This is a genomic window from Bradyrhizobium sp. CAR08, assembly GCF_052871955.1.
In genome coordinates, this window is the sequence record NZ_JBIXJX010000003.1 from 85216 (window position 1) to 109762 (window position 24547).

Annotated in this window: 23 protein-coding genes; 19 read left to right on the forward strand and 4 right to left on the reverse strand. The window is 63.8% G+C overall.

Going from position 1 to position 24547, the window contains the following annotated elements:
• The first annotated feature begins 27 nt into the window (after window positions 1–27).
• On the forward strand, window positions 28–891 hold the full coding sequence (tesB, locus tag ACIPUD_RS07845; protein ID WP_018459668.1) for an acyl-CoA thioesterase II: 864 nt from the start codon (window positions 28–30) through the stop codon (window positions 889–891).
• A 40-nt stretch (window positions 892–931) separates the two neighbouring features.
• Here the strand turns inward: tesB and ACIPUD_RS07850 are convergent, their stop codons facing one another.
• Window positions 932–1822, reverse strand: coding sequence for a DUF4339 domain-containing protein (locus ACIPUD_RS07850; protein WP_018459667.1), 891 nt, complete (start codon window positions 1820–1822; stop codon window positions 932–934).
• 238 nt (window positions 1823–2060) lie between these two features.
• On the opposite strand from ACIPUD_RS07850, the gene ACIPUD_RS07855 reads away from it, so the two are divergent.
• From ACIPUD_RS07855 to ACIPUD_RS07915, 13 genes are all read left to right on the forward strand, one after another.
• The gene (locus ACIPUD_RS07855) at window positions 2061–2399 is read left to right on the forward strand and encodes a P-II family nitrogen regulator (protein ID WP_007598647.1); all 339 of its coding nucleotides are present in this window, start codon (window positions 2061–2063) and stop codon (window positions 2397–2399) included.
• Between the two features lie 125 nt (window positions 2400–2524).
• Window positions 2525–3826 (forward strand): ammonium transporter, encoded by a 1302-nt coding sequence (locus tag ACIPUD_RS07860; protein ID WP_018459666.1) that lies wholly within the window; start codon window positions 2525–2527, stop codon window positions 3824–3826.
• 41 nt (window positions 3827–3867) lie between these two features.
• Window positions 3868–4182: an ArsR/SmtB family transcription factor gene (locus tag ACIPUD_RS07865; protein ID WP_018459665.1), complete on the forward strand. Its 315-nt coding sequence runs from the start codon at window positions 3868–3870 to the stop codon at window positions 4180–4182.
• On the forward strand, window positions 4179–4553 hold the full coding sequence (locus ACIPUD_RS07870; RefSeq protein ID WP_446480348.1) for an SRPBCC family protein: 375 nt from the start codon (window positions 4179–4181) through the stop codon (window positions 4551–4553). The genes ACIPUD_RS07865 and ACIPUD_RS07870 overlap by 4 nt, the downstream gene beginning before the upstream one ends.
• Window positions 4554–4594: 41 nt before the next feature.
• A complete protein-coding gene (locus ACIPUD_RS07875) occupies window positions 4595–5197 on the forward strand; it encodes an ATP-dependent Clp protease proteolytic subunit (RefSeq protein ID WP_018459663.1) in 603 nt (200 codons plus the stop codon).
• A gap of 435 nt (window positions 5198–5632) precedes the next feature.
• The gene (locus ACIPUD_RS07880; protein WP_007598642.1) at window positions 5633–5971 is read left to right on the forward strand and encodes a P-II family nitrogen regulator; all 339 of its coding nucleotides are present in this window, start codon (window positions 5633–5635) and stop codon (window positions 5969–5971) included.
• Between the two features lie 38 nt (window positions 5972–6009).
• A complete protein-coding gene (locus tag ACIPUD_RS07885; protein ID WP_085349226.1) occupies window positions 6010–7458 on the forward strand; it encodes an ammonium transporter in 1449 nt (482 codons plus the stop codon).
• Window positions 7459–7663: 205 nt separating this feature from the next.
• The gene (locus tag ACIPUD_RS07890) at window positions 7664–9262 is read left to right on the forward strand and encodes a caspase family protein (RefSeq protein WP_446480349.1); all 1599 of its coding nucleotides are present in this window, start codon (window positions 7664–7666) and stop codon (window positions 9260–9262) included.
• A gap of 119 nt (window positions 9263–9381) precedes the next feature.
• Window positions 9382–9786 (forward strand): GFA family protein, encoded by a 405-nt coding sequence (locus ACIPUD_RS07895; protein ID WP_018459659.1) that lies wholly within the window; start codon window positions 9382–9384, stop codon window positions 9784–9786.
• A 321-nt stretch (window positions 9787–10107) separates the two neighbouring features.
• Window positions 10108–11322: an aminotransferase class I/II-fold pyridoxal phosphate-dependent enzyme gene (locus ACIPUD_RS07900; RefSeq protein ID WP_446480350.1), complete on the forward strand. Its 1215-nt coding sequence runs from the start codon at window positions 10108–10110 to the stop codon at window positions 11320–11322.
• 9 nt (window positions 11323–11331) lie between these two features.
• A complete protein-coding gene (locus tag ACIPUD_RS07905; protein WP_204512914.1) occupies window positions 11332–13806 on the forward strand; it encodes a DNA translocase FtsK in 2475 nt (824 codons plus the stop codon).
• Window positions 13807–13957: 151 nt separating this feature from the next.
• On the forward strand, window positions 13958–14713 hold the full coding sequence (locus tag ACIPUD_RS07910; protein ID WP_018459655.1) for an outer membrane lipoprotein carrier protein LolA: 756 nt from the start codon (window positions 13958–13960) through the stop codon (window positions 14711–14713).
• 143 nt (window positions 14714–14856) lie between these two features.
• Window positions 14857–15672, forward strand: coding sequence for an exodeoxyribonuclease III (locus tag ACIPUD_RS07915; RefSeq protein WP_446480351.1), 816 nt, complete (start codon window positions 14857–14859; stop codon window positions 15670–15672).
• 121 nt (window positions 15673–15793) lie between these two features.
• Here ACIPUD_RS07915 and ACIPUD_RS07920 read toward each other — a convergent pair whose 3' ends face one another.
• A complete protein-coding gene (locus ACIPUD_RS07920; RefSeq protein WP_007598631.1) occupies window positions 15794–16237 on the reverse strand; it encodes a cyclic nucleotide-binding domain-containing protein in 444 nt (147 codons plus the stop codon).
• A 58-nt stretch (window positions 16238–16295) separates the two neighbouring features.
• Window positions 16296–16982 carry a response regulator transcription factor gene (locus tag ACIPUD_RS07925; RefSeq protein WP_007598630.1) on the reverse strand — a complete coding sequence of 229 codons (687 nt, stop codon included), beginning with the start codon at window positions 16980–16982 and terminating at the stop codon, window positions 16296–16298.
• A 202-nt stretch (window positions 16983–17184) separates the two neighbouring features.
• Between ACIPUD_RS07925 and ACIPUD_RS07930 the strand changes: the two genes are divergently transcribed.
• A complete protein-coding gene (locus ACIPUD_RS07930) occupies window positions 17185–17754 on the forward strand; it encodes a L,D-transpeptidase family protein (protein WP_085384735.1) in 570 nt (189 codons plus the stop codon).
• A 6-nt stretch (window positions 17755–17760) separates the two neighbouring features.
• A complete protein-coding gene (locus ACIPUD_RS07935; protein WP_446480352.1) occupies window positions 17761–18534 on the forward strand; it encodes a 2-keto-4-pentenoate hydratase in 774 nt (257 codons plus the stop codon).
• Window positions 18535–18672: 138 nt separating this feature from the next.
• Here ACIPUD_RS07935 and ACIPUD_RS07940 read toward each other — a convergent pair whose 3' ends face one another.
• Window positions 18673–19362 (reverse strand): YggS family pyridoxal phosphate-dependent enzyme, encoded by a 690-nt coding sequence (locus ACIPUD_RS07940; RefSeq protein ID WP_085349232.1) that lies wholly within the window; start codon window positions 19360–19362, stop codon window positions 18673–18675.
• Window positions 19363–19470: 108 nt separating this feature from the next.
• Here ACIPUD_RS07940 and ACIPUD_RS07945 point away from each other — a divergent pair, with 108 nt between their 5' ends.
• From ACIPUD_RS07945 to lptE, 3 genes are all read left to right on the forward strand, one after another.
• Entirely contained in the window at window positions 19471–21168 is a 1698-nt protein-coding gene (locus tag ACIPUD_RS07945; protein WP_018459650.1) for a diguanylate cyclase domain-containing protein, read from the forward strand.
• A gap of 197 nt (window positions 21169–21365) precedes the next feature.
• Entirely contained in the window at window positions 21366–23990 is a 2625-nt protein-coding gene (gene leuS, locus ACIPUD_RS07950) for a leucine--tRNA ligase (protein WP_446480353.1), read from the forward strand.
• Entirely contained in the window at window positions 23977–24528 is a 552-nt protein-coding gene (gene lptE / locus ACIPUD_RS07955) for an LPS assembly lipoprotein LptE (protein ID WP_018459648.1), read from the forward strand. Before leuS ends, lptE begins: the two co-directional genes overlap by 14 nt.
• Window positions 24529–24547: the final 19 nt, after the last annotated feature.

Genomic DNA, 24547 nt, shown 5'->3' on the forward strand with positions numbered 1-24547 from the left:
GGGGCGGCAAGGCGAAAGCTGAAATCCATGTCCAAGAGCCTGATCGACCTCATCTCGATCCTCGACCTCGAACAACTCGAGGTGAATCTGTTCCGCGGCAACAGTCCGAAGACCAGCTGGCAGCGGGTGTTCGGCGGCCAGGTGATCGGACAGGCGATGGTTGCAGCGTGCCGCACCGTCGAGGGCAGGCTGCCGCATTCGCTGCATTGCTATTTCATCCTGCCGGGCGATCCGCAGATCCCGATCATCTATCAGGTCGAGCGCCTGCGCGACGGCAAGAGCTACTCGACGCGACGCGTCACCGCGATCCAGCATGGCAACGCGATCTTCTCGATCATGGTGTCGTTCCACGCGGAGGAAGAGAGCGCGTTCGATCATCAGGACAAGATGCCCGACGTGCCGCCGCCGGAAAAGCTGACGGCGGAGGAAGTCGCGAAGCAGCCGATGTTCAAGGAGATGCCGGAGTTCATCCGCCGCTATTATGAATCCGACCGTCCGATCGAGCTGCGCCCGGTCGAGCTCGGCCGTTATTTCGGTGAGAGGATCGAGGACGGCCGCATCCATGTCTGGATCAAGACCGCGGCAACGCTGCCGGACGATCCGGCGCTGCACATGTGCGCGCTGGCCTATGCGTCGGACTTCTCGCTGCTCGATGCGATTATGGCGCGCTACGGCCGCACCCTGTTCGACAAGCGCATGATGCCCGCGAGCCTCGACCACGCGATGTGGTTTCACCGCCCGTTCCGCGCCGACGAATGGCTGCTCTACGCACAGGATTCGCCGAGCGCGCGAAGCGGCCGCGGCTTGACCCGCGGCTCGATCTTCAAGCCTGACGGCACGCTGGTGGCCTCCGTCGCGCAGGAAGGCTCGGTGCGCGAACGGAGAGCCTAAGAGGCACAAGCACGATCGATCGCGCTTGTGCCTTTCGAGGTCAGGCCCGGAGCGATCCCCGCGGAGCCAGAACCGTCTCCGACGCGAACCAGTTCATGATCCAGCGATAGACCCACGGGATCGGGATGATGAAGCCGCACAGGAATGCGGCCACGATGCCCCGCCAGAGAATCCCGAGACCGCTGCCGTTGAACACGATCTCGCGCCGCGTGCCTTCGATGCTGCGGCAGAACCAGCGCATCTGAGCCGCGGCGACCCAGGCCCAGCCGATGATGGTGATGATGGAAATCGCGAACAGCAGGCTCCAGCCGACATAGGCCCAAACCGTGCCGGTGAAGCTCAGGCCGAGCGGCTGCCCATTGGAGGCGAGATTCGCGACCATCCATTTGATCAGGAGCCAGTACAGAACGAGCTGGGCGATGAACAGCAAATTGCTCAGCAAGGGAACGCCGATGTAGCCGATCACGACCGCCAGAACGATGAAGCCGAAATACCAGGGCACCAGCGCCATCGCATTGCCGGTGAAGCTGAGATTGGGCCGCCCGGGGACCTTCACGCAGGACACGATCCATTTCGTGTACCAGACGAACACCCACGGCACCGGGATGATGAAGCACATGCCGATCAGCATCACGATGCTGCGCCAGGTGAACTCGAGGATGCCGAAATCGACCGCCAGCGATCCTCCGGCGCCACCGCCGCCGTAGCCCCCGGAGCCCATCATCGGCGGGCCGCCAGCCGGCATCATCGGGGGCGCACCGCCCCCGCCGATCAGGCCGGGGATTTCGGCCGCCTTCTGCCAGCCGGCCATGCCGTCCGACCACACCAGCGTATCCGGACGCACGACTCCCTGGGCGACGAGGTCACGGAATTGCCCTTCCGGATAGGGCCCCTGCTGCTTGCCCTCGGATGCGTAGAACCAACTCGCCATGAAGCGTCCCCCTCGAACATAGTTTTGTACCGGCCGCGACGCTTGGGTTCATCGCATCCATGCCAAAAACGCATTGTGGAGGATGAACGGCTGCCCTGTACAGAGGCGGCCGTTCACATGGCCCAACGATTTTCCGCTTCAATCTGCAAGTTTTTTATGCCATTTGCCCGGAAAGATGCCAGATTGACGCTGCGCCGGGGACATACGGCGCGGCGCATCCCGGGGAATAGGCCTGACCATGAAACTCGTCGTCGCGATCATCAAACCCTTCAAGCTCGATGAGGTCCGTCAGGCCCTGACGGCGATCGGCGTCCACGGCATGACCGTGACCGAAGTGAAGGGCTATGGCCGCCAAAAGGGCCACACCGAGATCTATCGCGGCGCCGAATATGTCGTGAATTTCCTGCCGAAGCTGCGGATCGAGATCGCGGTTGCCTCCGATATCGCCGAGAAGGCCGTCGCGGTCATCACCGCGACCGCGCGCACCGGCCAGATCGGCGACGGCAAGATCTTCGTCACGCCGATCGATCACGCGACCCGCATTCGCACCGGCGAGACCGACAGCGACGCGCTCTAGATTTTTGCTTTGACGCGTTTTCTTTTCGCGAACCGGTAACCGCTTCGCTCGACAACGCTCTTCTTCGATCGCACCGGGCAACGGCGCCACGGCGTGCGACACAATCAATAGCTGGGGGAAACGACATGGCGGGATTGTTGCGCCGCGCGGCTGCTATCGCCGCGCCGATCGGGCTTGGGTCGATCATGGCTTCGCCGGCGCGTGCCGCGGGCTCCGAGATCAACACTGCCGACACCGCCTGGATGATCGTCGCCACCGCGCTGGTGCTGATGATGACGATCCCGGGGCTCGCGCTGTTCTATTCCGGCATGGTGCGCAAGAAGAACGTCCTCGCCACCATGGCGCAGAGCCTCGCCGCAGTGACGATCATCTCCATTCTCTGGGTCGCGTTCGGCTATTCGTTGTGCTTCGTCGGCGACGGCCCGTGGATCGGCACGCTCGACCGCTGGTTTCTCTCCGGTATGACCATGGACAGCGTCAACCCGGCGGCGAAGACGATCCCGGAAGCGCTGTTCATGCTGTACCAGATGACGTTTGCGATCATCACGGTGGCGCTGGTCGCGGGCGCGGTGGCCGACCGGATGCGGTTCTCCGCTTATCTCCTCTTTTCCGTGGCCTGGTTCATCTTCGTCTACATTCCACTCGCGCATTGGGTGTGGGGCGGCGGCTTCCTCGCCGGAATGGGCGTGCTGGATTTCGCCGGCGGCCTCGTGGTGCATCTGTCGGCCGGCACCGCCGGCCTCGTCGCGGCGAAGGTGATGGGACGCCGTCATGGCTACGGCACGGAAAATCTCTCGCCATTCGATCTGTCGCTCGCGGTGATGGGCACCGGCCTGTTGTGGGTCGGCTGGTTCGGCTTCAACGGCGGCTCGGCGGGCGCAGCCAATTCTCGCGCGGTGATGGCGATCATCGCGACCCATCTCGCAGCCTGCTCCGGCGCGCTGACCTGGGGCGCGATCGAATGGTCGACGCGGCGCAAGCCGTCCGTGCTCGGCATGATCTCCGGCGCGGTGGCCGGCCTCGGCACCATCACGCCGGCCTCGGGATTCGTGGCGCCCTGGCACGGCATCGTCATCGGCGTGATCGCAGGCCTCGTCTGCTACTGGGCCTGCACCTGGCTGAAGCACCGCTTCGACTATGACGATTCGCTCGACGTGTTCGGCGTCCACGGCATCGGCGGGATGACCGGGACCCTGCTGGCCGGCGTGTTCGCAACGAGCGCGATCGGCGGCACCGCCGGCCTGCTCGAAGGCCATCCGCAGCAGCTTCTTATCCAGCTCTACGGGGTCGCCGTCACCTTCGTCTGGTCGGCAGGCATGAGCTTCGTCCTGCTCAAGCTGGTCGGTCTGTTCGTGCCGTTGCGGGTCTCCCGCGAGCACGAACTCGAGGGGCTGGATATTTCGCAGCACGGCGAGGCGCTGCAGTAATTGGGCTTGCGCAACACATAAGCGTATGCTTATGTGTCGCCATGATCGAAGCCGACATCTTCAAAGCGCTGGCCGACCCGACCCGCCGCAAGGTCTTTGAGAAGCTTGCCGGCGGAAGCCTGAATGCCAGCGCCTTGCGCGACGGATTGGAGATCAGCCAACCGGCGATGTCGCAGCATCTCGCGGTGCTGCGCGGCGCGGGCCTGGTGCGCGAACAGCGGCAGGGCCGCTTTGTGAATTACGAAGTCGATCCCGAAGGAATCTCCGCGATCGGGGCCTGGCTTGCGCGCTACCGCGCCTATTGGCCGAAACGCATGGATGCCCTCGCCGATCTCTTGAAGGAGATGGATCAATGAGCGACGCCGTGAAGCCTGATCCCTCCGACGCAGACTTGGCGCTCAAAACAGACCTGGTGCTCGAATATGAATTCGATGCGCCGCCGGCCAAGGTCTGGCGCGCGGTGACCATTCCGGCTTTGCGCGAGCGCTGGTTGCCGGATTGCGATCTTGCGGGCGCCGAGCCGGAATCAGCGATCCCGGGCCAGGAGGTGCGCTACCGGCTTCGCGATTCCGAACCGCCGTTTCGCGAAAGCCATGTCATCTTCCGGATCGAGCCGAACGAGGACGGCGGCACCCGCTTCCGCATCATCCAGCAAGCCTGCGAGATCCGTATGAAGCTGCCGCAGCCGGCCAACAGCAATAGCTGCCTGATGCGCGCGGCCGCCTGACACCAACACCACTTCATCACCCGCAGACATGGAGGTCGCCGATGCGCGACATGCTTCAGCTCGTCCCTATGGTCGTCGAACAATCCGCCCGCGGCGAGCGATCCTTCGACATCTATTCGCGCCTGCTGCGCGAGCGCATCATCTTCCTCAACGGCGAGGTCAATGATGCGATGTCCGGACTGGTCTGCGCGCAGCTCCTGTTTCTGGAGGCGGAGAATCCGAACAAGCCGATCAATCTCTACATCAATTCCTATGGCGGCGTGGTCACCAGCGGCCTTGCGATGTACGACACCATGCAATTCATCAAGGCGCCGGTGCATACGCTGTGCATGGGCACCGCGCGCTCGATGGGCTCGTTCCTGCTGATGGCCGGCGAGCCCGGTCACCGCGCCGCCCTGCCCAATGCGAGCCTTCACGTGCATCAGCCGCTCGGCGGCTTTCAGGGCCAGGCGTCGGACATCCTGATCCACGCCACCGAAATGCAGGAAACCAAGCGGCGCATCATCCGGCTCTATGCCCAGCATTGCGGGCGCCCCGAACCGGACGTGGAACGGACCTTGGACCGCGACCATTTCATGACCGCGCAGCAGGCGGTCGACTGGGGCCTGATCGACCGGGTCTTCGCGGAACGCAGCGCCGCCTGACGGTCCCTGCCGGGGACCCGTCCGGCAAGCCTCGCCCGCTCAAGCAGGTTGGCCGGTTGCGCGCATTCCGTGAGCACAAGTGCGACGGGCCCGATATTTCGCGGCACGACAAGCCCTGCAATAGGCGTGCGCCTTACGGAAATACCTTTCTGCTGCCCTACGTGTGAGCACCAATGTGTCGACAGCCTGTCGTGCCTTTATTTTAATCAGGCATGGTCAGGTATTGAGCGCGGCGTAATGGCGCACTGCACCGCACTACGCGTCAAACGCGAAAACACCCGTTTTCATAGTCCGTTAGGCAACACGCCCGATCTGGCACGGCATTTGATTCTAAGGGTCCTGGCTGTGCCCGCGTAGTGAACTTTCTCCCTCGTGGCGAACCAGTCGAGAAGCGCCCGGCCACGTCCGGACCGGGCCCAAGCGGGGATAGGACCCATGAAAATTGTTATGGCGATTATTAAGCCATTCAAGCTGGAAGAAGTCCGTGACGCCCTGACCGCCATCGGCGTTCACGGTCTCACGGTGACGGAAGTCAAGGGATATGGCCGCCAGAAGGGCCATACGGAAATCTATCGCGGCGCCGAATATGCCGTGAGCTTCCTGCCCAAGATCAAGATCGAGGTCGCTGTCGCCTCCGACCAGGTCGACAAGACCATCGACGCCATCACGACCGCCGCGAAAACCGGACAGATCGGCGACGGCAAGATCTTCGTCATCAATCTCGACCATGCGGTTCGCATCCGCACCGGCGAGGCCGATGCTGCGGCCCTTTGATTTCGCGCTCAATCAAAATTCAATCAGGAGTAAATGAAATGACGTTTAAGCGTCCCTATGGCGCGGGATTGGCGGCTCTCGCAGTCGGCCTGTTCGCTGCGACCGCAGCCTACGCCGAGCCAACGGTCAACAAGGGAGACAACGCCTGGATGCTGACATCGACAGTGCTCGTGCTGTTGATGACGATCCCCGGCCTCGCGCTGTTCTACGGCGGCCTCGTCCGTTCCAAGAACATGCTCTCCGTCCTGATGCAGGTGTTCTACACCGTCTGCGTCGTCACCGTGATCTGGGCCGTGTACGGCTACAGCCTCACCTTCACCGGCGGTTCCGACTTCATCGGCGGCTTCTCCAAGGCCTTCATGATGGGCGTCACCACCGACTCGAAGGCCGCGACCTTCTCGGTCGACGCCAACATCTCGGAGCTCATCTATATGTGCTTCCAGATGACCTTCGCGGCGATCACGCCCGCCCTCATCGTCGGCGCCTTCGCCGAACGCATGAAGTTCGCGGCGCTCGCGCTCTTCGTCCCGCTCTGGGTCACGCTGATCTACTTCCCGATCGCGCACATGGTCTGGTACTGGCCCGGCCCGGACATGATCCAGGACGCAGCCAAGGCTCTGGCTGCTGCGGCTGATGGCGCGGCGAAGACCGCGGCGCAGGCCAAGCTCGACGAGATCAACGCCGACGCAGGCTGGATCTTCAAGAAGGGCGCGATCGACTTCGCGGGCGGCACCGTGGTGCACATCAACGCCGGCATCGCAGGCCTCGTCGGCGCCCTGCTGATCGGCAAGCGCGTCGGCTACGGCAAGGAGCTGATGGCTCCGCACTCGCTGACGATGTCGATGATCGGCGCCTCGCTGCTCTGGGTCGGCTGGTTCGGCTTCAACGCCGGCTCCAACCTCGAAGCCAACGGCGGCGCAGCCCTCGCCATGACCAACTCCTTCGTCGCCACCGCAGCCGCCGCGCTGTCATGGATGTTCGCGGAGTGGATCATCAAGGGTCACCCGTCGGTGCTCGGCGTCATCTCCGGCGCTGTCGCGGGCCTCGTGGCCGTCACGCCTGCCGCCGGCTTCTCCGGCGTGATGGGTGCGATCGTCCTCGGCCTCGTGGTCGGCGTGGTCTGCCTGTTCTTCTGCACGGTCGTGAAGAACGCGCTCGGCTACGATGACAGCCTCGATGTGTTCGGCGTGCACTGCGTCGGCGGCATTGTCGGCGCCCTCGGCACCGGCATCCTCGTCAATCCGGCGCTGGGTGGTGCGGGCATCATCGACTATACCGCGATCCCGCCGAAGGTAGCCGATTACGACTTTGCGGCGCAGATGGTCTCCCAGGTCTGGGGCGTCGGCACCACGCTGGTGTGGTCGGGTATCGGTTCGGCGATCCTCTACAAGGTCGTCGATGTGATCGTTGGCCTCCGCGCCAATGTCGAGAGCGAGCGTGAAGGCCTCGACATCACCGAGCACACCGAGCGCGCCTACAACATGTAAGTCTCCTCCCGGGCGCGGCCTCCCCGGAGGTCGCGCTCACAACTACGGTTTGGGGCACATACCCGGCAATGTCCCGACCGTTGAGGGGCTCCAGCGCAAGTTGGAGCCCCTTTCTTTTTGGTCCCGTGCCGCTGGGCCGTCATAAGTTAAATTGCGTTGCTGCGAGCTTGCTGAATATCATGCTCCCCGTTTGGAGCAGGATTTCATGCGTCTGCCCTATTGCCTGGTCTGGTGTTTCCTGTTGCTCGCTTTGTCGAGCCTCGAGGCCCGCGCGGACAAGCGCGTCGCGCTGGTGATCGGCAACGGCGCCTACCGAAACGTTCCCACGCTCGCCAATCCGACCAACGATGCGGCTGATGTCGGCGCGGCCCTCAAGCGATCGGGGTTCGATCCTGTGGTCGCGACCGACCTCGACCAGTCCGCCATGCAGGACACCATTCTTCGCTTCGCGCGCGAGGCCCGCGGCGCCGATGTCGCATTGTTCTATTACAGCGGGCACGCGCTCCAGTTCGCCGGCGTCAACTATCTGGTGCCTGTCGATGCCGTCGTCCGCGACGAGGTCGATCTGCGCCGTCTCGTGCGCGCCGACGAGATCCTGGCGGATCTGCAGCAGGCCAAGAACCTGCGCATCCTCGTGCTCGACGCCTGCCGCGACAATCCATTTGCCGACGAGTTGCGGCGAAACGTCGGACAGGGACGCGGCGTCACCGTCTCACGCGGCCTCGCCAAGATGGAAAGTCCCGAGGGCACTATCATTTCCTATGCGACACAGGCCGGCCGGACCGCCGACGACGGCAGCGGCCGCAACAGCCCCTATACCAGCGCGTTCCTGGAGCACATCGGCGACAAGGGCAACGTCAACACGGTATTTCAAACGATCAGCGCCGGCGTCTACCAGCGCTCCAAAGGCTCACAAGTGCCGGAGCTGTCGCTGTCGTTCTTCGGCGAGTTCTACCTGAACGGCAAGCCCGAAACGGCGGCGTTGTCGCCTGCGACGCCTCAGGTCGATCCCTGCGCGGAGGCCGGAGACCATTGGCGTAGCGCGGAAGCGCTGGGAACGCTCGCGGCATTCAAGGATCACCTCGCACGCTTCCCGGCCTGCGCGTTCGCAGATCTGGCGAAATCGCGCGTCGAGACCTTGGCGAAACCATCAGACACCGCCAAGCGCGTAACCGCATTCGATGGAACCTGGATCGCGAAGGAGACTTGCGAGAACAAGCCCCCATTTCCCGAGGCCTATTTCCAGTATGCCCTGCGCGTCAAGGATGGCGTGCTGCACACTCTCTCCGGGGAAGAGGGCAAGCCCGGTGCCACAATCTATGACGGGAAGATTGAAGCGGATGGCAGCGCGACTGTCACCGTCAACGGGCTGATTGGCGAGAAGGATCCGCTGCGCCGCACAGCCGGCGCGCCCTATCAGTACAAGCTCGCACTCGAGCTGAAAGGAACCACCGGCGCCGGCGTCCGCACCGATACCAGCCGACCGTGTCGGATGGAACTCTCCAAGCTGACGACACAGAGCCCCGCTGCAAGTCCGGGCCAACCTGGTTCGAAGCGGGCGCCCAAGCGCGAGGACAAGACGGCCGTGCTGCCGCCAGATCAGGCCGGAGCAGGGCAACCGCGGCAGACCGGAAGCGGCATGAGCTGTTCGTTCATGCGAAGCAGGTGCGCCACGGCATGCGTCGGTATGGGTGGCCGCGCGGATTGCGCTTCAACCGCTTGTCCACGGCTGGAAGCCGAGTGCATGAGCAGCGGGTGCTGGCGCGGCCGGGGATTCAACGGCTGCGGACTTGCCAAGAGATAGATGCACGAACCGGCTGCAGGAGGTCTGTCTTGGTCCGTCCAGGCGAAAGAAAAAGATTGCCATTCCACACCGCCCGCGCAGAAATATCGACCACAAGAAACAACAATCGGGAGGTCGTCATGCGTTTGGAAGGCGGATGCTATTGCGGCGAAGTGCGCTATGTCGCCGAGGGCGACCCGATGATGCAGGCGCAGTGTCATTGCCGCGAGTGCCAGTACATCTCGGGCGGCGCGCCCAACACCTTCATCGCGATGCCGGCGGCTGGCTTCAGCTACATCACCGGGCAACCCAAGCAATTCGCGCGCAAGGACCTCGAACGCGCCGTCACGCGCGAATTCTGCGCTCAATGCGGGACCCATCTGGTGACCAAGGTTCCCGGCCTGCCGGCGGCGATCCTGAAGGTCGGCACGCTGGACGAGCCTGCGCAGTTCCATCCGCAGATGGCGATCTACACCTGCGACAAGCAGGACTTCCACGCGATCCCCGCGGGCATGGCGACATTCGAGAAGCTGCCGGGGCATTAGGGCGCCTATCCGCCAAAGCCGTCATAAGCCGTCATGCCCGGGCTTGTCCCGGGCATCCACGTTCTTGGACGCCGTCGGAAAGGCCGTGGGTGGCCGGGACAGGCCCGGCCATGACATCGCCAAAACGTCCACCCCCTCGCAATGGCATGACCAACTCCGAGAGCCGCCCCAGCGCGCCCGTGGCCTCATTATTCCTGCTCTGGACCGAGGCGGCGACCGATGGTTAATCGCGTCTTAACCTCGCCCTATCTATGGTGAACTGAACCGCTTCCCGCCGGCGCCGTGCTGCGACCGGCTGTTCCAAGAGTGCTGGCGTCCAGAATGGCTATGACCGCTTCATCCCGTGCGCCGCAGGACAGTGGAAGCTCCGATAGCGAACGCTCTCCCTTCGTCCGGCTGAACGAGCTGCTGGCACCGCATCAGCCCGGCAAGCCTTTGATTTCGCTTGCCGTCGGCGAGCCGCAGCATCCGGTGCCTGATTTCGTCGGCCCGGTACTGGCCAAGCACATCGCCGATTTCGGCCGTTACCCCGCGAACAAGGGCACCGACCCGTTCCGCATGGCCGCGGGCGCCTGGCTGTCGTCGCGCTTCAGGCTGCCGCGACCGCTCAATCCCGAGAGCGAGATTCTCGTCCTCAATGGCAGCCGCGAGGGGCTGTTCCTCGCCGCCATAGCGGCTGCGCGCTATGTCGGCCCGCGTCCCGGCAAGCCCGCGATCCTGATGCCGAACCCGTTCTATCCGGTCTATGGCGCCGGCGCCCGCGCCGCTGCTTGCGAGCCGGTCTACCTGCCGACCACCGCCGAGAACGGCTTCCTGCCCGATCTCGACGCCATCGACGAGGCGACGCTGGCGCGCACGGTGGCGTTCTATCTGGCCTCGCCCGCCAACCCGCAGGGATCGGTGGCCTCGCGCGATTATTTCATTCGCCTGAAGCAGCTCGCCGACCGCTACGGCTTCGTGATCCTCAGCGACGAGTGCTATTCGGAGATCTACACCCGCGAAGCGCCCGGCAGCGCGCTCGAATGCGCTGGCCCTGATTTCACCCGCGTGGTCGCGTTCCAGTCGCTGTCCAAGCGCTCGAACCTGCCGGGCCTGCGCGTCGGCTTCGCCGCCGGCGACAAAAAACTCATCGGCATGTTCCTCGAATTGCGCAACATCGCGGCGCCGCAGGTGCCGGTCCCGTTGCAGCATGTCGCGACCGTTGCTTACGGCGACGAGGCGCATGTCGAAGAGAACCGCAGGCTCTACCGCATCAAGTTCGATCTCGCCGACCAGATCATCGGCAATCGTTACGGCTATCGCCGGCCCGATGCCGGCTTCTGCGTCTGGCTCAACACGTCCGAAATCGGCGACGATGTGTCTGTGTGCCTGAAACTCTTCAAGGAAGCAGGCGTGCGCGTGGTGCCCGGCAGCTATCTGGCGCGGCTCCAGCCCGACGGCTTCAATCCCGGCGCAGGCTACATTCGCCTTGCGCTGGTGCAGGATGGCGAGACCACGGCGCAGGCGCTGCACCGCCTGGTCGAGACTCTGGGTTAGGCGGGGCCCATGAGCATGTCGACAATCGAACGTGTCATTCCCTTGGTCAGCCATCTGCCGCCCTCGATCCGCGAGGGGCTGGCGCGGCGCGTGCGCGAGCTCAGCGGTCTCGGCCTGATCGCATTGTCGGGCGTCGCCTCGGCGGCGCTGATGACCTGGTCAGTGCAGGATCCCAGCCTCAGCCACGCAACGTCGCGGCCGATCCGCAATATTCTCGGCTATGCCGGCGCGATCGGCGCCGACCTTGCGATGCAGATCCTCGGGCTCGGCGCGATCATGCTGGTCCTGACCGTCGCGGTCTGGGGCTGGCGCATGCTGACCCATCGCCCGTTCGACCGCGAGGCGCTGCGGCTCGGCTGCTGGATTCTCTGCACGGTGATCGCGGCGGGCTTCGTCAGCTGCTGGCCACATGGCGGCGCCTGGCCGCTGCCGACAGGCCTCGGCGGCGTGGTCGGCGATGCCCTGGTTCGCGCGCCCGCGGTGATCTTCGGACCGCCGGGCATGATCTATCGCATCGTGCTCGGCACGATCCTGTTCGCCGCGATGGCGGCGACCTTCCTGATCGCCTGCGGCCTCGGCGCACGCGAGCATGACGACGAACTCGCTGAGATCGAGGACGATGACAAGCCGCTCGACCTGGACGAGGAGAGCGATCGCGGTTCGGTATCGCTGGGCTGGCTGTTCCACGCCTTGATGAGCACGAAGGCACGGCTGATCTGGTTGCTTGGCGCGGCCTACCGCTCGCTGGTCTCGAGCGGACCGAAGACCAAGGCCGTTGCCTTCAGCCGCCAGGAGCCGAAGCTCGGTGGCGGCCGCGCCGCGCCGCCGATCTCGCCGCAGTCCGAAGACGAGCACGACGAGGACGAGCACGAAGAAGACCACGAGGAGGAAGAGGAGGAGGAGCCCGCCGCGCGCGCGCCGCGCAAGAAGGCTGCTCCAAAGGCTGCTTCCAAGAAATCTTCCGACAAGTTCGAGCTTCCGTCCGTGTCGGTGCTGGCCGCGCCCAAGGCCGGCGATCGTCAGCCGCTCAGCAAGGCCGAGCTGGAAACCAATTCGCGCGCGCTCGAAGGCGTGCTGCAGGATTTCGGCGTTCGCGGCGAGATCGTGAAGGCCCATCCGGGTCCCGTGGTCACGCTGTACGAGCTGGAGCCGGCGCCGGGGATCAAATCGTCGCGCGTGATCGGACTTTCCGACGACATCGCCCGTTCGATGAGCGCGCTGTCGGCGCGCGTCGCCGTCGTGCCGGGCCGCAACGCCATCGGCATCGAGCTGCCGAACGCGCATCGCGAAAAGGTCTATCTGCGCGAGCTGCTGGTCGCCAAGGAGACTGTCGATTCGGTTGCGAAACTGCCGCTCTGCCTCGGCAAGACCATCGGCGGTGATCCCGTCATCATCGACCTCGCACGCACGCCGCACATGCTGATCGCCGGTACCACCGGCTCCGGCAAGTCGGTCGCCATCAACACCATGATCCTCAGCTTGGTCTATCGGCTGCGCCCGGACCAGTGCCGCCTGATCATGGTCGATCCGAAGATGCTCGAACTCTCCGTCTATGACGGCATTCCCCATCTGCTCACGCCCGTCGTGACCGACCCAAAGAAGGCGGTGGTCGCGCTGAAATGGGCCGTGCGCGAGATGGAAGAGCGCTACAAGAACATGGCCAAGCTCGGTGTGCGCAACATCGACGGTTACAACACGCGCTTGCTCGAATTGAAGGCCAAGGGCGAAGAGCCGACGCGCACGGTGCACACCGGCTTCGACAAGGAAACCGGCAAGGCGATCTACGAGGAAGAGAAGCTCTCGCTCGACCCGCTGCCCTACATCGTCATCATCGTCGACGAAATGGCCGACCTGATGATGGTTGCCGGCAAGGACATCGAAGGCGCGGTGCAGCGCCTCGCGCAGATGGCGCGCGCCGCCGGCCTGCACGTGATCCTCGCAACGCAGCGTCCATCGGTCGACGTCATCACCGGTACCATCAAGGCGAACTTCCCAACCCGCATCGCCTTCCAGGTGACGTCCAAGATCGACAGCCGCACGATTCTCGGCGAGATGGGTGCCGAGCAGCTGCTCGGCCAGGGCGACATGCTCTACATGGCCGGGGGCGGTCGCATCAGCCGCGTGCACGGACCTTTCGCGTCGGACGAGGAAGTCGAGAAGGTGGTGCGCCACCTCAAGACGCAGGGACAGCCGGAATATCTCGAAGCCGTCACGGCCGAAGAACCCAGCGAAGACGAGGACGGCGCGGTGTTCGACGCGTCCGCCATGGGCGCGGATGGCGGCGGCGATTTGTTCTCGCAGGCTGTTGCGATCGTCAAACGCGACCGTAAGGCCTCTACCAGCTATATCCAGCGCCGCCTGCAGATCGGCTATAACCGCGCCGCATCGCTGATGGAGCGCATGGAACTGGAGGGCATCGTCGGACCCGCCAACCACGCCGGCAAGCGCGAGATCCTGGTCGAGGAAGAAGACAGCCATATGTGAGGCGAGCCGCCTCAAACCATCATTCACGCAAAAACGTTATCTGCTTTTGGCCGAAATCACGCTAAAAGGGTGCCCAGCCACACAGGACGACGCGTTGATCAGACATCCGGACATTCGATTCGCTGCCATTGTCGCCGCGCGGAGCGCGCGCATGGCCGGCGTAATTCTCGTCACCGCCGCGATGGTGATCACGGCGTCGTTCGCGCAGACCGTTCCCGTGCCGAAGCCTGCACCGAAGGGCCGCGACGGCGGTCCGGCCGTTGGAGGGCCCGCGGTCACCGGCGCGACCCAGACGCCGCCCAATCCGGTGATTCCGGATCCACGCCGCAACGTGCCGAGCAGCATCTTCCAGACCTTCGATGCGAACCAGAAGGCCCAGGCCGCCAAGGTCAGCGCCTATTTGTCGTCATTGTCGACGCTGGTCGGGAATTTCGTCCAGGTCGGCCCCGACGGCAGCAAGACGCAAGGCGACTTCTACATCCAGAAGCCGGGCAAGGTGCGCTTCGAATATGACGCGCCGAGCCCGATCGACATCGTCGCCGACGGATCGTCGCTGGTGGTGCGCGACCGCAAGCTCGCGACGCAGGACGTCTATCCGCTGTCACAGACACCGCTGCGTTTCCTGCTGTCCGACCGCATCGACCTGATGAAGGACACCAACGTCGTCAACGTCTCGGCCGACGACGTCTTCGTCAGCGTCACCATCGAGGAGAAGCAGGCGCTGGTCGGCACCAGTCGCCTCTTGCTGATGTTCGGCGCCAAGGACGGCCAGTTGAAGCAGTGGACCGTCACCGACCCGCAGGGCTACGACACCACGATCGCGGTCTATAATCTGGATACGAGCAAGAAGCTCGATCCCGGCATGTTCAAGATCGATTTTACCAATTACGGCCCGTCGCCGGGCTGAGACTTACTCGCTGCTGCGATGATCGACATGCCCGGGCTTGTCCCGGGCATCCACGTTCTGGACCTACAATCTGGACCTACAAAAAGGCGTGGATGGCCGGGTCAAGCCCGGCCATGACGGATGGAGTTTGTTAGATCAATCTCATGCGTTTTTCCCTGACAACCTGGAACATCAATTCGGTTCGGCTGCGCATCGATCTGGTCGCAAAATTTCTCAAGAGCGCGCGGCCGGACGTGCTGTGTCTCCAGGAGACCAAGTGCATCGACGACGCTTTTCCGCTGAAGCGCTTCAAGCGGCTCGGCTACGAGCATGTCGCGTTGAACGGACAGAAGGGCTATCACGGCGTCGCCATCGTCTCGAGGATTCCGTTCGAGTCGAAGGACATCCGCACCTTCTGCGACAAGGTGGATTCACGCCACATCTCGGTATCGTTCGGTGAGAGGGCCGGGATCGCGAAACCCCTGGTGGTGCATAATTTCTACGTGCCCGCCGGCGGCGACATTCCCGATCCCGCGCTGAACGAGAAATTCGATCACAAGCTCCGCTTCCTCGACGAGATGAAGGCGTGCGAGCCGTTGCATCCGCGCGGCGAGGATCGCCACATCCTGGTCGGCGATCTCAACGTTGCCCCGCATGAGAATGACGTCTGGTCGCACAAGCAGCTTCTGAAAGTGGTGTCGCACACGCCCATCGAAACCGAGAAGCTGCAAGCCGCGCTCGCCGCCGGCGAATGGGTCGATGTCGCGCGCGATCGCATTCCGTTGTCGGAAAAGGTCTACACGTGGTGGAGCTACCGCTCCGCCGATTGGACTGTCGGCGACCGCGGCCGCAGGCTCGACCACATCTGGGTCTCGCGCGCGATGAAAGATGCGGTGAGTGATTTCAAGATTTTGCGCGATGCGCGGAGCTGGGAGCGTCCGTCGGATCATGTGCCGGTGACGGTGACGCTCGAGGTTTAATGTCGCTCTGGCGAAAGCCAGGCCCATTACCACCAATCTTCGTTGTTGCGCGAGGACATCGGCAATCGCACCAAGCCAGAAACATTTGGGATGACGGGTCCTGGCCTTCGCCAGGACGACATCACGACGTCAGCTTCGCACCCGCCATCAATATATCGCTGGCGATCTGGCTGGAGCGCACCGCGAATTCGTCGCGCAGGCGGACGGCGGCGGCGGGGTCGCTTTCGAGCACACGCTGAAACAGGCTGCGCGCGACGCGGATGACGGAGGCGTGCTCGATCGCGATCGCGCTCGACGGCCGCTTCATCGGCACGATCAACGCGAGCTCGCCGATCAGCGCACCGGGACTTGCGATCATCTCCGCGCCGGCGCCGTCGTCGACCCGGAAGGCGCCGCGCTGGACCACGAAGCCGGCATCGGCATCGTCGCCGAGATTGAACAAGACGTCGCCGCGGACGAAGTCACGCTGCTCGGAGCCGATCGCCAGCATGCGCAACGAAGCGTCTCCCAACAGGCGCAGTGTCGGGACACGCTCGAGAAGCGCTACATCATCGTCGATTGACATTCAGGTCCGGGGCTCAAGGGCACGCAATCTAAAACGATTCGCACGCCCCTGAAGCGTATCACGGCACCAGCTTGTAGCCACCGGCTTCCGTGACCAGGATTTCCGGGTTAGCGGCGTCCTTCTCGATCTTCTGGCGAAGCCGGTAGATGTGGGTTTCCAGCGTGTGGGTGGTGACGCCGGAATTGTAGCCCCAGACCTCCTGGAGCAGGGTCTCGCGCGAGACCGGCATCTGGCCGGCCCGGTAGAGGAAGCGGAGGATGGCGGTTTCCTTCTCCGTCAGCCGGACCTTGCGCGCATTGGCGGCGGTCAGCATCTTGGAGCCGGGTCGGAAAGAGTAGGGGCCGACCGAGAACACCGCGTCCTCGCTGGCTTCGTGCTGCCGGAGCTGGGCGCGGATGCGCGCCAGCAGTACGGCGAAGCGGAAGGGTTTTGCGACATAGTCGTTGGCGCCGGATTCCAGCCCCAAAATCGTGTCGGAATCGGTGTCATGCCCGGTGAGCATGATGATCGGAGCCTTGAACCCGCCCTTGCGTAAGGAGCGGACCACTTCGCGGCCGTCGGTGTCGGGCAGGCCAACATCCATCAGGACGAGATCGGGGGCATTGGCCTTCGCGGCGCTCGCGCCCTTGGCGCCGGTATCGACCGCGGAGGCTTCAAATTCTTCGTGCAGCGACAATTGCTCCACCAACGTATCGCGCAGATCGGTATCGTCATCCACGATCAGGATCTTGCGGGCATTGGCCATAGGGGGTCATCCTTTTGGGGTCCGGCGCGGCGCGCATCCATGCTGCACCCAGCCGAGAGGGAAGTTTAGGGGTCGCCGTTATTATTGTTGTTCGTCTTGAAGTAGTGGGCTGTTACCGATTCACAAGCCAGAACCACTCTAACCTAGAATAGCAGGCCGTTTTGATGAATGTCCTGTAATGAATTCGACATCGCACGTTCACATGAAAAATAAAGCTGCTTCAGCTAGTTACACCATGAACCGGAGCGCCGGACCGCTCTCGGTGATCCGCGTTAAGCCTGCCGCCGGGAAGCCGCGCCGGGGCTGGCTGACCGCCGGAGCGCTGACGATTCCAGTGGCGCTCGGACGCGGCGGCATTCTGGCGAACAAGCGCGAGGGCGATGGCGGCACCCCGCGGGGCAGCTTCCGCCCGAGGCGATTGTGGTGGCGGGGCGACCGGCACAGCCGCCCGCAGACCTTCCTGCCGGCCCGGATCATCACCGGCGAGGACGCCTGGTGCGAGGATCCCAAGGACCGTCATTACAATCAGGGAATCCGCCTCGGCGAGGGGCAGGGCGGCGACCGGCTCAAGCGGGCCGACCATCTCTATGACTTCATCATCGAAATCGACCACAATACGAGGCCGCGGATCGCCGGCCGGGGCAGCGCGGTGTTCTTGCATCTGGCCCGCGACAATTTCGGCCCCACCGCAGGCTGCGTCTCGATGACCGAAGCGGCGATGCGACAATTGCTGCGGCGGCTTGGACCAAAAACAAAAATCATCATCGGATGAGGACACATGCTCGACAAGGATCAGATCGCCGCCGCTTCGCAGGTCCTGATCAAACATTGGCGCGACGGCACCAAGCTTGACGCGCTGGAGCCAGAGTTGCGGCCTCAGAACCGCACCGAGGCTTACGCCGTGCAGGCTGCGCTCAGCGGGACTTTGTTCGGCTGGAAGATCGCGGCAACGAGCGAGTCCGGACAGAAGCACATCAATGTCGCGGGACCGTTGGCCGGTCGGATCATGAGCGACACCGTGATCGCCGATGGCGGCACCGCCTCGATGAAGGGCAACGCGATGCGCGTCGGCGAACCGGAGTTCGCTTTCGGCATGGGGCGCGATCTGCCGCCGCGCGCGGCGCCATATACTGTCGACGAGGTGCTCGCCGCCGTGGACAGCTTGCATCCCGCGATCGAGATTCCTGATTCGCGCTTTGCCGATTTCGCCAGCGCCGGCGAGGCGCAGCTCATCGCCGACAACGCCTGTGCGCATCTGTTCGTGCTGGGCGCAGCGACGAATGCGAACTGGCGTGCCATGGATCTCGTCGAAGAGCGGCCGCAGATCACGCGACGCGGCCAGCGCTATCTCGGCCACGGCAAGAACGTGCTCGGCGATCCCCGCATTGCCCTGGCCTGGCTGGCCAACGAGCTGCGTGGCCTCGGCATCACCTTGCGGGCAGGGGAGGTAGTGACCACGGGCACGTGCCATCCGCCGCTTCCGATCCAGGCGGGTGATCGGTTTGTCGCGGACTTTGGCGCGCTGGGGAAGGTGGCAGTGGGGTTTGAATAGGCCCCACATACACCACCGTCATTGCGAGCGCAGCGAAGCAATCCAGAATCTTTCCGCGGAGGGACTCTGGATTGCTTCGCTGTGCTCGCAATGACGAAATCGAGAGTTCGTATGGCGCTCTGCCGTCGCTAACGGCTCTCACCGGCGCCCGAAGATCGCACTGCCCACGCGCACATGGGTGGCGCCGAGCATGATCGCGGTCGCATAATCCGCGCTCATGCCCATCGAGAGCTTCTTCAATCCATTGCGCGCGGCGATCTTGGCGGTCAGCGCGAAATGCGCCGCCGGCGGCTCGTCTACCGGCGGGATGCACATCAACCCCGAGATCGTCAGCCCGTAGGTGTCGCGGCAGCTCGCGATGAAAGCATCGGCCTCGCCGGGCGCGATGCCCGCCTTCTGCGGCTCCTCACCGATATTGATCTGCACGAACAATTCCGGGTGCTTGTTCTGGGATTCGATTTCCTTGGCTAACGCCTGGCAAATGCTCGGGCGATCGACCGAATGGATGGCATCGAACAGCGCGACTGCCTCTTTCGCCTTGTTGGATTGCAGCGGGCCGATCAGATGCAGCGCGATATCGGGGTAAACAGAAGTTAACGCGGGCCACTTGCCTTTGGCCTCCTGCACGCGATTCTCCCCGAATACGCGCTGCCCGGCGTCGATGACCGGGGTAATTGCATCCGCGGCGAAAGTTTTCGACACCGCGATCAGCGTCACGGAGGCACGCTCGCGCCGCGCATCCTTGCAGGCGCGCGCGATTTCGGCTTCGACCGCGGCGAGCGCGTTTGGTGAATGGCCGGTTAGCGGCGCGGCGTTGGCTTCAGTCATGATGTCGCATCGGAGCTGGTTGTTGCGGAGCTAGTTCTAATTTTACCGAGTTCAAGAAAGAGTTTTTGAACCCCTCGCTTTACCTTAGCCGCGGGGTGGGCAGCGAAGATGTCAAACGTCAGTTTCAACCGCAAACGAGCGAAACTCAAGCAGGTTCTCGGAATCCGGGCGCGGCTTGCGTTGCTCGCGGTGATTCTGGTGACGCCTTTGATGTTCGAACGCATCCGATCGCTCGAAGACACGCGCACACGGCAGATCGCACAGGCCACAGCCGAATTCACCACCGTTGCAAGACACAGCGCCGATGCGCAGCGCGAGGTGATCTCGTCGGTCGAGACCATCCTGAAATCGGAAGCTTTCATCCGCGCCTCCGCCGGCGGCATCAGCAAGAGCTGTGACGTGCTGCGCGCGAGCCTGCCGTCGAATCTTCCCTGGATCCGCACGCTTCTGATCGCCGGCCAGGACGGGCGCATCCAGTGCGCCACCAACAACATGTATGTCGGCCTGGACCTCAGTGACCGGCCGTATTTCCAGCAGGCGCAGGAAACCGGCCGCTTCGTCCTGAGCGACTTCATCCTGTCGCGCCCGGTGCTGACACCGACCGTCATGGCGGTTTACCCGGTGTCCGCCTTCAGCGGCGTAGCGGATGCCGTCGTGCTCGCCACGGTCAACCTCGACTGGATGTCGAAGGTCATGAGCAATCTGGGGGGTCGCGCCGGCATCACGGCCGTGCTGGTCGACAGCACCGGCACCGTGTTGGCGGCACCGGCCGACCAGCATAGTGCGATCGGCCGTCCGCTCGACAACATGCCGCTGATGTCCGCGATCGCCGACAAGGCGCTGAGGTCTGACCAGGACGAAGGTTCACTCTCTTTCCTCGCTGCCGACGGCTCCCGTCGCGCGGTCAGCTATATCCGCATCGCCGGAACCAATGCCCGCCTGATCGCCAGCATCGACGAGGACAAGGTGTCCGCGGCCGTGAGCCGCGACATCCGCACCGCCTATCTCCAGCTCGGTTTCGTCGTCGTATTCGTGCTGCTCGGCGCGCTGATCGCAGCCGAGAAACTGGTGATCAAGCCGATCAGGATGCTCGCCGACATGGCCAAGCGTCTGGGCGAGGGCGATCTGTCGGCGCGTGCCGCGCGCAATCGCCTGCCGGCCGAGTTCGTGCCGCTCGCCCGCGCGTTCAACGCGATGGCCGCACAGCTCAGCCAGCGCGAACGCGAGCTGATGGCGAGCAATGACCGACTCACGGTGATGGCCTCGATCGACATGTTGTCGGGGCTTGCCAACCGCCGCGGCTTCCAGAGCCGCCTCGATTTCGAATGGATGCGCGCGCAGCAATATGGCAGCGACCTAGCGCTGTTGATGATCGACGTCGACCATTTCAAGCTGTTCAACGACACCTACGGCCATCTCGAAGGCGATTCTTGCCTGACCAGGCTCGGCGAATCGCTGTCCGGCATCGCCGCCGACACGATGGGCTTCGCGGCCCGCTACGGCGGCGAGGAATTCTGCCTGTTGCTGCCGAACACCGACGTGGCGCGCGCCGTCGAAATTGGCGAACAGGCGCGTGCGGCCGTGCTGAAGCTGGGCCTGCCGCACATCACCTCCGACCACATGATCGTCACCGTCTCGATCGGCGTTGCCGCGACCAAGCCCAACGAGAGCTTGCGTCCGGGCGATTTGATCGAAGCCGCCGACGCCGCGCTCTACGCCGCCAAGCACCGCGGTCGCAACAACGTCGTCGAGCATGGCATCACGGTGATCGACAACGGCGCGGCGGAAATGATGATGGCGGGCTGAGGGCTAACCCGCAGCCCGGACGCGATCGACCTCGCTCTCGGTGACCAGGCCCGGCGAGCCGAACAGGACTCTCCGTATTTTTGCGGAGCAGCCTTGCGGCGCCGCGCCGCCAGCGGCAACCCATTGACCCCCCGAGGACTTCTATGGCCTAGTCCGCCGTCTTTAGACGGCCAGATCCACGAAAACCCAACGATTCCATGACCTCCGAACGCTACAACGCCCGCGACGCCGAACCGCGCTGGCAAGCCGCCTGGGACCAACAGGCGATCTTCGTCTCCAAAAACGACGATCCGCGGCCGAAATACTATGTGCTTGAGATGTTCCCCTACCCGTCGGGGCGCATCCATATCGGCCATGTCCGCAATTACACGCTTGGCGACGTACTGGCCCGCTTCATGCGAGCCAAGGGTTTCAACGTGCTGCACCCGATGGGCTGGGACGCTTTCGGCCTGCCGGCCGAGAACGCCGCGATCGAGCGCAAGGTCGCACCGAAGGCCTGGACCTACGCCAACATCGCCGCGATGAAGAAGCAGCTCCGTTCGATCGGACTGTCGCTGGACTGGAGCCGCGAGATCGCGACCTGCGATCCCTCCTATTACAAGCACCAGCAGAAGATGTTTCTGGACTTCCTGCGCGAAGGCCTCGCCGAGCGCGAGAAGCGCAAGGTGAACTGGGACCCCGTCGACATGACCGTGCTCGCCAACGAGCAGGTGATCGACGGGAAGGGCTGGCGTTCGGGTGCCGTTGTCGAGCAACGGGAAATGAACCAGTGGGTCTTCAAGATCACGAAGTACTCGCAGGAGCTGCTGTCTGCACTGGATACGCTGGACCGCTGGCCCGACAAGGTGCGGCTGATGCAGCGCAACTGGATCGGCCGGTCCGAGGGCCTGCTGATCCGCTTCGCGCTCGACGCGGCGACGACGCCGGCCGGCGAGAGCGAGCTGAAGATTTTTACGACACGCCCCGACACGCTGTTCGGCGCGAAGTTCATGGCGATCTCGGCCGATCATCCGCTGGCGCAGGCAGCCGCGGCTAAGAATCCGAAGCTTGCCGAGTTCATCGGCGAGATCAAGCGGATGGGCACGGCGCAGGAGATCATCGACACCGCCGAGAAGCAGGGATTCGATACCGGCATCCGCGCGGTCCACCCGTTCGATCCGAGCTGGAAGCTGCCGGTCTATGTCGCCAACTTCGTGCTGATGGAATACGGCACCGGCGCCATTTTCGGCTGTCCCGCACACGACCAGCGCGACCTCGACTTCGTCAACAAGTACGCTCTCGGCAACACGCCGGTGGTGTGCCCCGAGGGCCAGGATCCGAAATCATTCGTCATCACCGATACCGCCTATGACGGTGACGGCCGCATGATCAATTCGCGTTTCCTTGACGGCATGACCATCGATCAGGCCAAGGACGAGGTGGCGAAGCGTCTCGAGACCGAGCTGCGCGGCAACGCGCCGGTCGGCGAGCGCCAGGTCAATTTCCGCCTGCGCGACTGGGGCATTTCGCGCCAGCGCTATTGGGGCTGCCCGATCCCCGTCATCCATTGCCCCAAATGCGATGTGGTGCCGGTGCCTGACCCAGACCTGCCGGTGAAGCTGCCGGATGATGCGACCTTCGACAAGCCGGGCAACGCGCTCGACCATCACCCGACCTGGAAGCACGTCAGCTGCCCCAAATGCGGCGGCAAGGCGCAGCGTGAAACCGACACCATGGACACCTTCGTCGATTCGTCCTGGTACTTTGCGCGCTTCACCGATCCCTGGAACGAGAACGCGCCGACGACGCCCGCGGTCGCCAACCGCATGCTGCCCGTCGACCAGTATATCGGCGGCGTCGAGCACGCGATCCTGCATCTGCTCTACAGCCGCTTCTTCACCCGCGCGATGAAGGCGACCGGGCACATCGCCCTGGACGAGCCGTTCGCGGGCATGTTCACGCAGGGCATGGTAGTGCACGAGACCTACCAGAAGGCCGACGGCACCTACGTCCAGCCGGTCGAGGTGAAGGTCGAGACCGGCGCCAACGGCCGCCGCGCCACGCTGCTAACGTCAGGCGAAGACATCCAGATCGGCCCGATCGAGAAGATGTCGAAGTCGAAGAAGAACACGGTCGATCCCGACGACATCATCGAGACCTATGGCGCCGACGTCGCCCGCTGGTTCATGCTGTCGGACTCCCCGCCCGAGCGCGACGTGATCTGGAGCGACGAGCGCGTCCAGGGCGCCTCGCGCTTCGTGCAGCGGCTGTGGCGGCTGGTGAACGATTCTGTGGAACCCGGCAAGGGCGCGCCGACGGCCCGGCCGGCCAGCTTCGGCCCGGACGCCACCGCCTTGCGCAAGGCTGCCCATGGCGCGCTGGACAAGGTCACCACCGGAATCGAGCGACTGCACTTCAACGTCTGCCTCGCCCATATCCGCGAATTCACCAATGCGTTTGCGGAGATCTTGCAACGTCCCGGCCAGCCGGCTCCAGATTTGGCCTGGGCGATCCGGGAGGCCAGCCAGATCCTGGTCCAGCTGTTCTCCCCGATGATGCCGCATTTGGCCGAGGAGTGTTGGCAGGTTCTGGGCCATAGCGGGCTGGTTTCCGAGGCCAATTGGCCCCAAATCGAACGCGATTTGCTGGTTGAAGACAGTGTGACCCTGGTGGTCCAGGTCAACGGTAAGAAGCGGGGCGAGGTCACAGTTGCAACAGCGGCCGAGAATCCGGAAATCGAGGCTGCCGTTTTGGCCCTCGATGCGGTAAAACTGGCCTTGGATGGCAAACCCGTCCGCAAGGTGATTATCGTCCCCAAGAGGATCGTGAATGTTGTCGGCTAGGATCCGCATCGCAGCCCGCTTGCTGGCGGTCGCCGCACTGGCGGCCATGACGGCCGGCTGCTTCCACCCGATGTATGCCGAGCACACCGACGGCACCCCCGGTCTGCGCGAGAAGCTGATGGGGGTCGATCTACCCCCGATCGCCAAAGCCAATGCCTCACGCGAGGCCCGGGTCGGCGTCGAGGTCCGCAACGCGCTGGCCTTCAAGCTCTATGGCAGCGCCACTGGCATGCCGCCAACCCACCGCCTCGAGATCCGCTTCGCAAGCAGCAAGACGTCGCTGATCGTCGATCCCAACACCGGCCTGCCCAGCAGCGAAAACTACGGCCTCGACGCCCAGTACAATCTGATCGAGGTCGTCAGCGGCAAGTCGGTGATGACAGGCACCACGTTCTCCCGCGTGTCCTACGACATGCCCGGCTCCTATCAGCGTTTCAGCCGCAACCGCGCGGTACGTGATGCCGAGGATCGTGCCGCCAACGAGATCGCCGAGAACATCACGACTCGACTCGCCTCGTTCTTCACCGCGGGCACTTAATTCATCCCGTCACCCCGGT

Excerpts from the sequence above, each read along its gene's own strand:
- ACIPUD_RS07870 (WP_446480348.1), top strand. The coding sequence starts at position 4,179 with ATGAGCGACGCCGTGAAGCCTGATCCCTCCGACGCAGACTTGGCGCTC.
- ACIPUD_RS07885 (WP_085349226.1), top strand. The coding sequence starts at position 6,010 with ATGACGTTTAAGCGTCCCTATGGCGCGGGATTGGCGGCTCTCGCAGTC.
- ACIPUD_RS07865 (WP_018459665.1), top strand. The coding sequence starts at position 3,868 with ATGATCGAAGCCGACATCTTCAAAGCGCTGGCCGACCCGACCCGCCGC.
- ACIPUD_RS07895 (WP_018459659.1), top strand. The coding sequence starts at position 9,382 with ATGCGTTTGGAAGGCGGATGCTATTGCGGCGAAGTGCGCTATGTCGCC.
- ACIPUD_RS07905 (WP_204512914.1), top strand. The coding sequence starts at position 11,332 with ATGAGCATGTCGACAATCGAACGTGTCATTCCCTTGGTCAGCCATCTG.
- tesB (WP_018459668.1), top strand. The coding sequence starts at position 28 with ATGTCCAAGAGCCTGATCGACCTCATCTCGATCCTCGACCTCGAACAA.
- ACIPUD_RS07875 (WP_018459663.1), top strand. The coding sequence starts at position 4,595 with ATGCGCGACATGCTTCAGCTCGTCCCTATGGTCGTCGAACAATCCGCC.
- ACIPUD_RS07850 (WP_018459667.1), bottom strand. The coding sequence starts at position 1,822 with ATGGCGAGTTGGTTCTACGCATCCGAGGGCAAGCAGCAGGGGCCCTAT.
- ACIPUD_RS07920 (WP_007598631.1), bottom strand. The coding sequence starts at position 16,237 with ATGTCAATCGACGATGATGTAGCGCTTCTCGAGCGTGTCCCGACACTG.
- ACIPUD_RS07900 (WP_446480350.1), top strand. The coding sequence starts at position 10,108 with ATGGCTATGACCGCTTCATCCCGTGCGCCGCAGGACAGTGGAAGCTCC.
- ACIPUD_RS07925 (WP_007598630.1), bottom strand. The coding sequence starts at position 16,982 with ATGGCCAATGCCCGCAAGATCCTGATCGTGGATGACGATACCGATCTG.
- ACIPUD_RS07915 (WP_446480351.1), top strand. The coding sequence starts at position 14,857 with ATGCGTTTTTCCCTGACAACCTGGAACATCAATTCGGTTCGGCTGCGC.
- lptE (WP_018459648.1), top strand. The coding sequence starts at position 23,977 with ATGTTGTCGGCTAGGATCCGCATCGCAGCCCGCTTGCTGGCGGTCGCC.
- leuS (WP_446480353.1), top strand. The coding sequence starts at position 21,366 with ATGACCTCCGAACGCTACAACGCCCGCGACGCCGAACCGCGCTGGCAA.
- ACIPUD_RS07945 (WP_018459650.1), top strand. The coding sequence starts at position 19,471 with ATGTCAAACGTCAGTTTCAACCGCAAACGAGCGAAACTCAAGCAGGTT.
- ACIPUD_RS07880 (WP_007598642.1), top strand. The coding sequence starts at position 5,633 with ATGAAAATTGTTATGGCGATTATTAAGCCATTCAAGCTGGAAGAAGTC.
- ACIPUD_RS07855 (WP_007598647.1), top strand. The coding sequence starts at position 2,061 with ATGAAACTCGTCGTCGCGATCATCAAACCCTTCAAGCTCGATGAGGTC.
- ACIPUD_RS07860 (WP_018459666.1), top strand. The coding sequence starts at position 2,525 with ATGGCGGGATTGTTGCGCCGCGCGGCTGCTATCGCCGCGCCGATCGGG.
- ACIPUD_RS07930 (WP_085384735.1), top strand. The coding sequence starts at position 17,185 with ATGAAAAATAAAGCTGCTTCAGCTAGTTACACCATGAACCGGAGCGCC.
- ACIPUD_RS07910 (WP_018459655.1), top strand. The coding sequence starts at position 13,958 with ATGGCCGGCGTAATTCTCGTCACCGCCGCGATGGTGATCACGGCGTCG.
- ACIPUD_RS07935 (WP_446480352.1), top strand. The coding sequence starts at position 17,761 with ATGCTCGACAAGGATCAGATCGCCGCCGCTTCGCAGGTCCTGATCAAA.
- ACIPUD_RS07890 (WP_446480349.1), top strand. The coding sequence starts at position 7,664 with ATGCGTCTGCCCTATTGCCTGGTCTGGTGTTTCCTGTTGCTCGCTTTG.
- ACIPUD_RS07940 (WP_085349232.1), bottom strand. The coding sequence starts at position 19,362 with ATGACTGAAGCCAACGCCGCGCCGCTAACCGGCCATTCACCAAACGCG.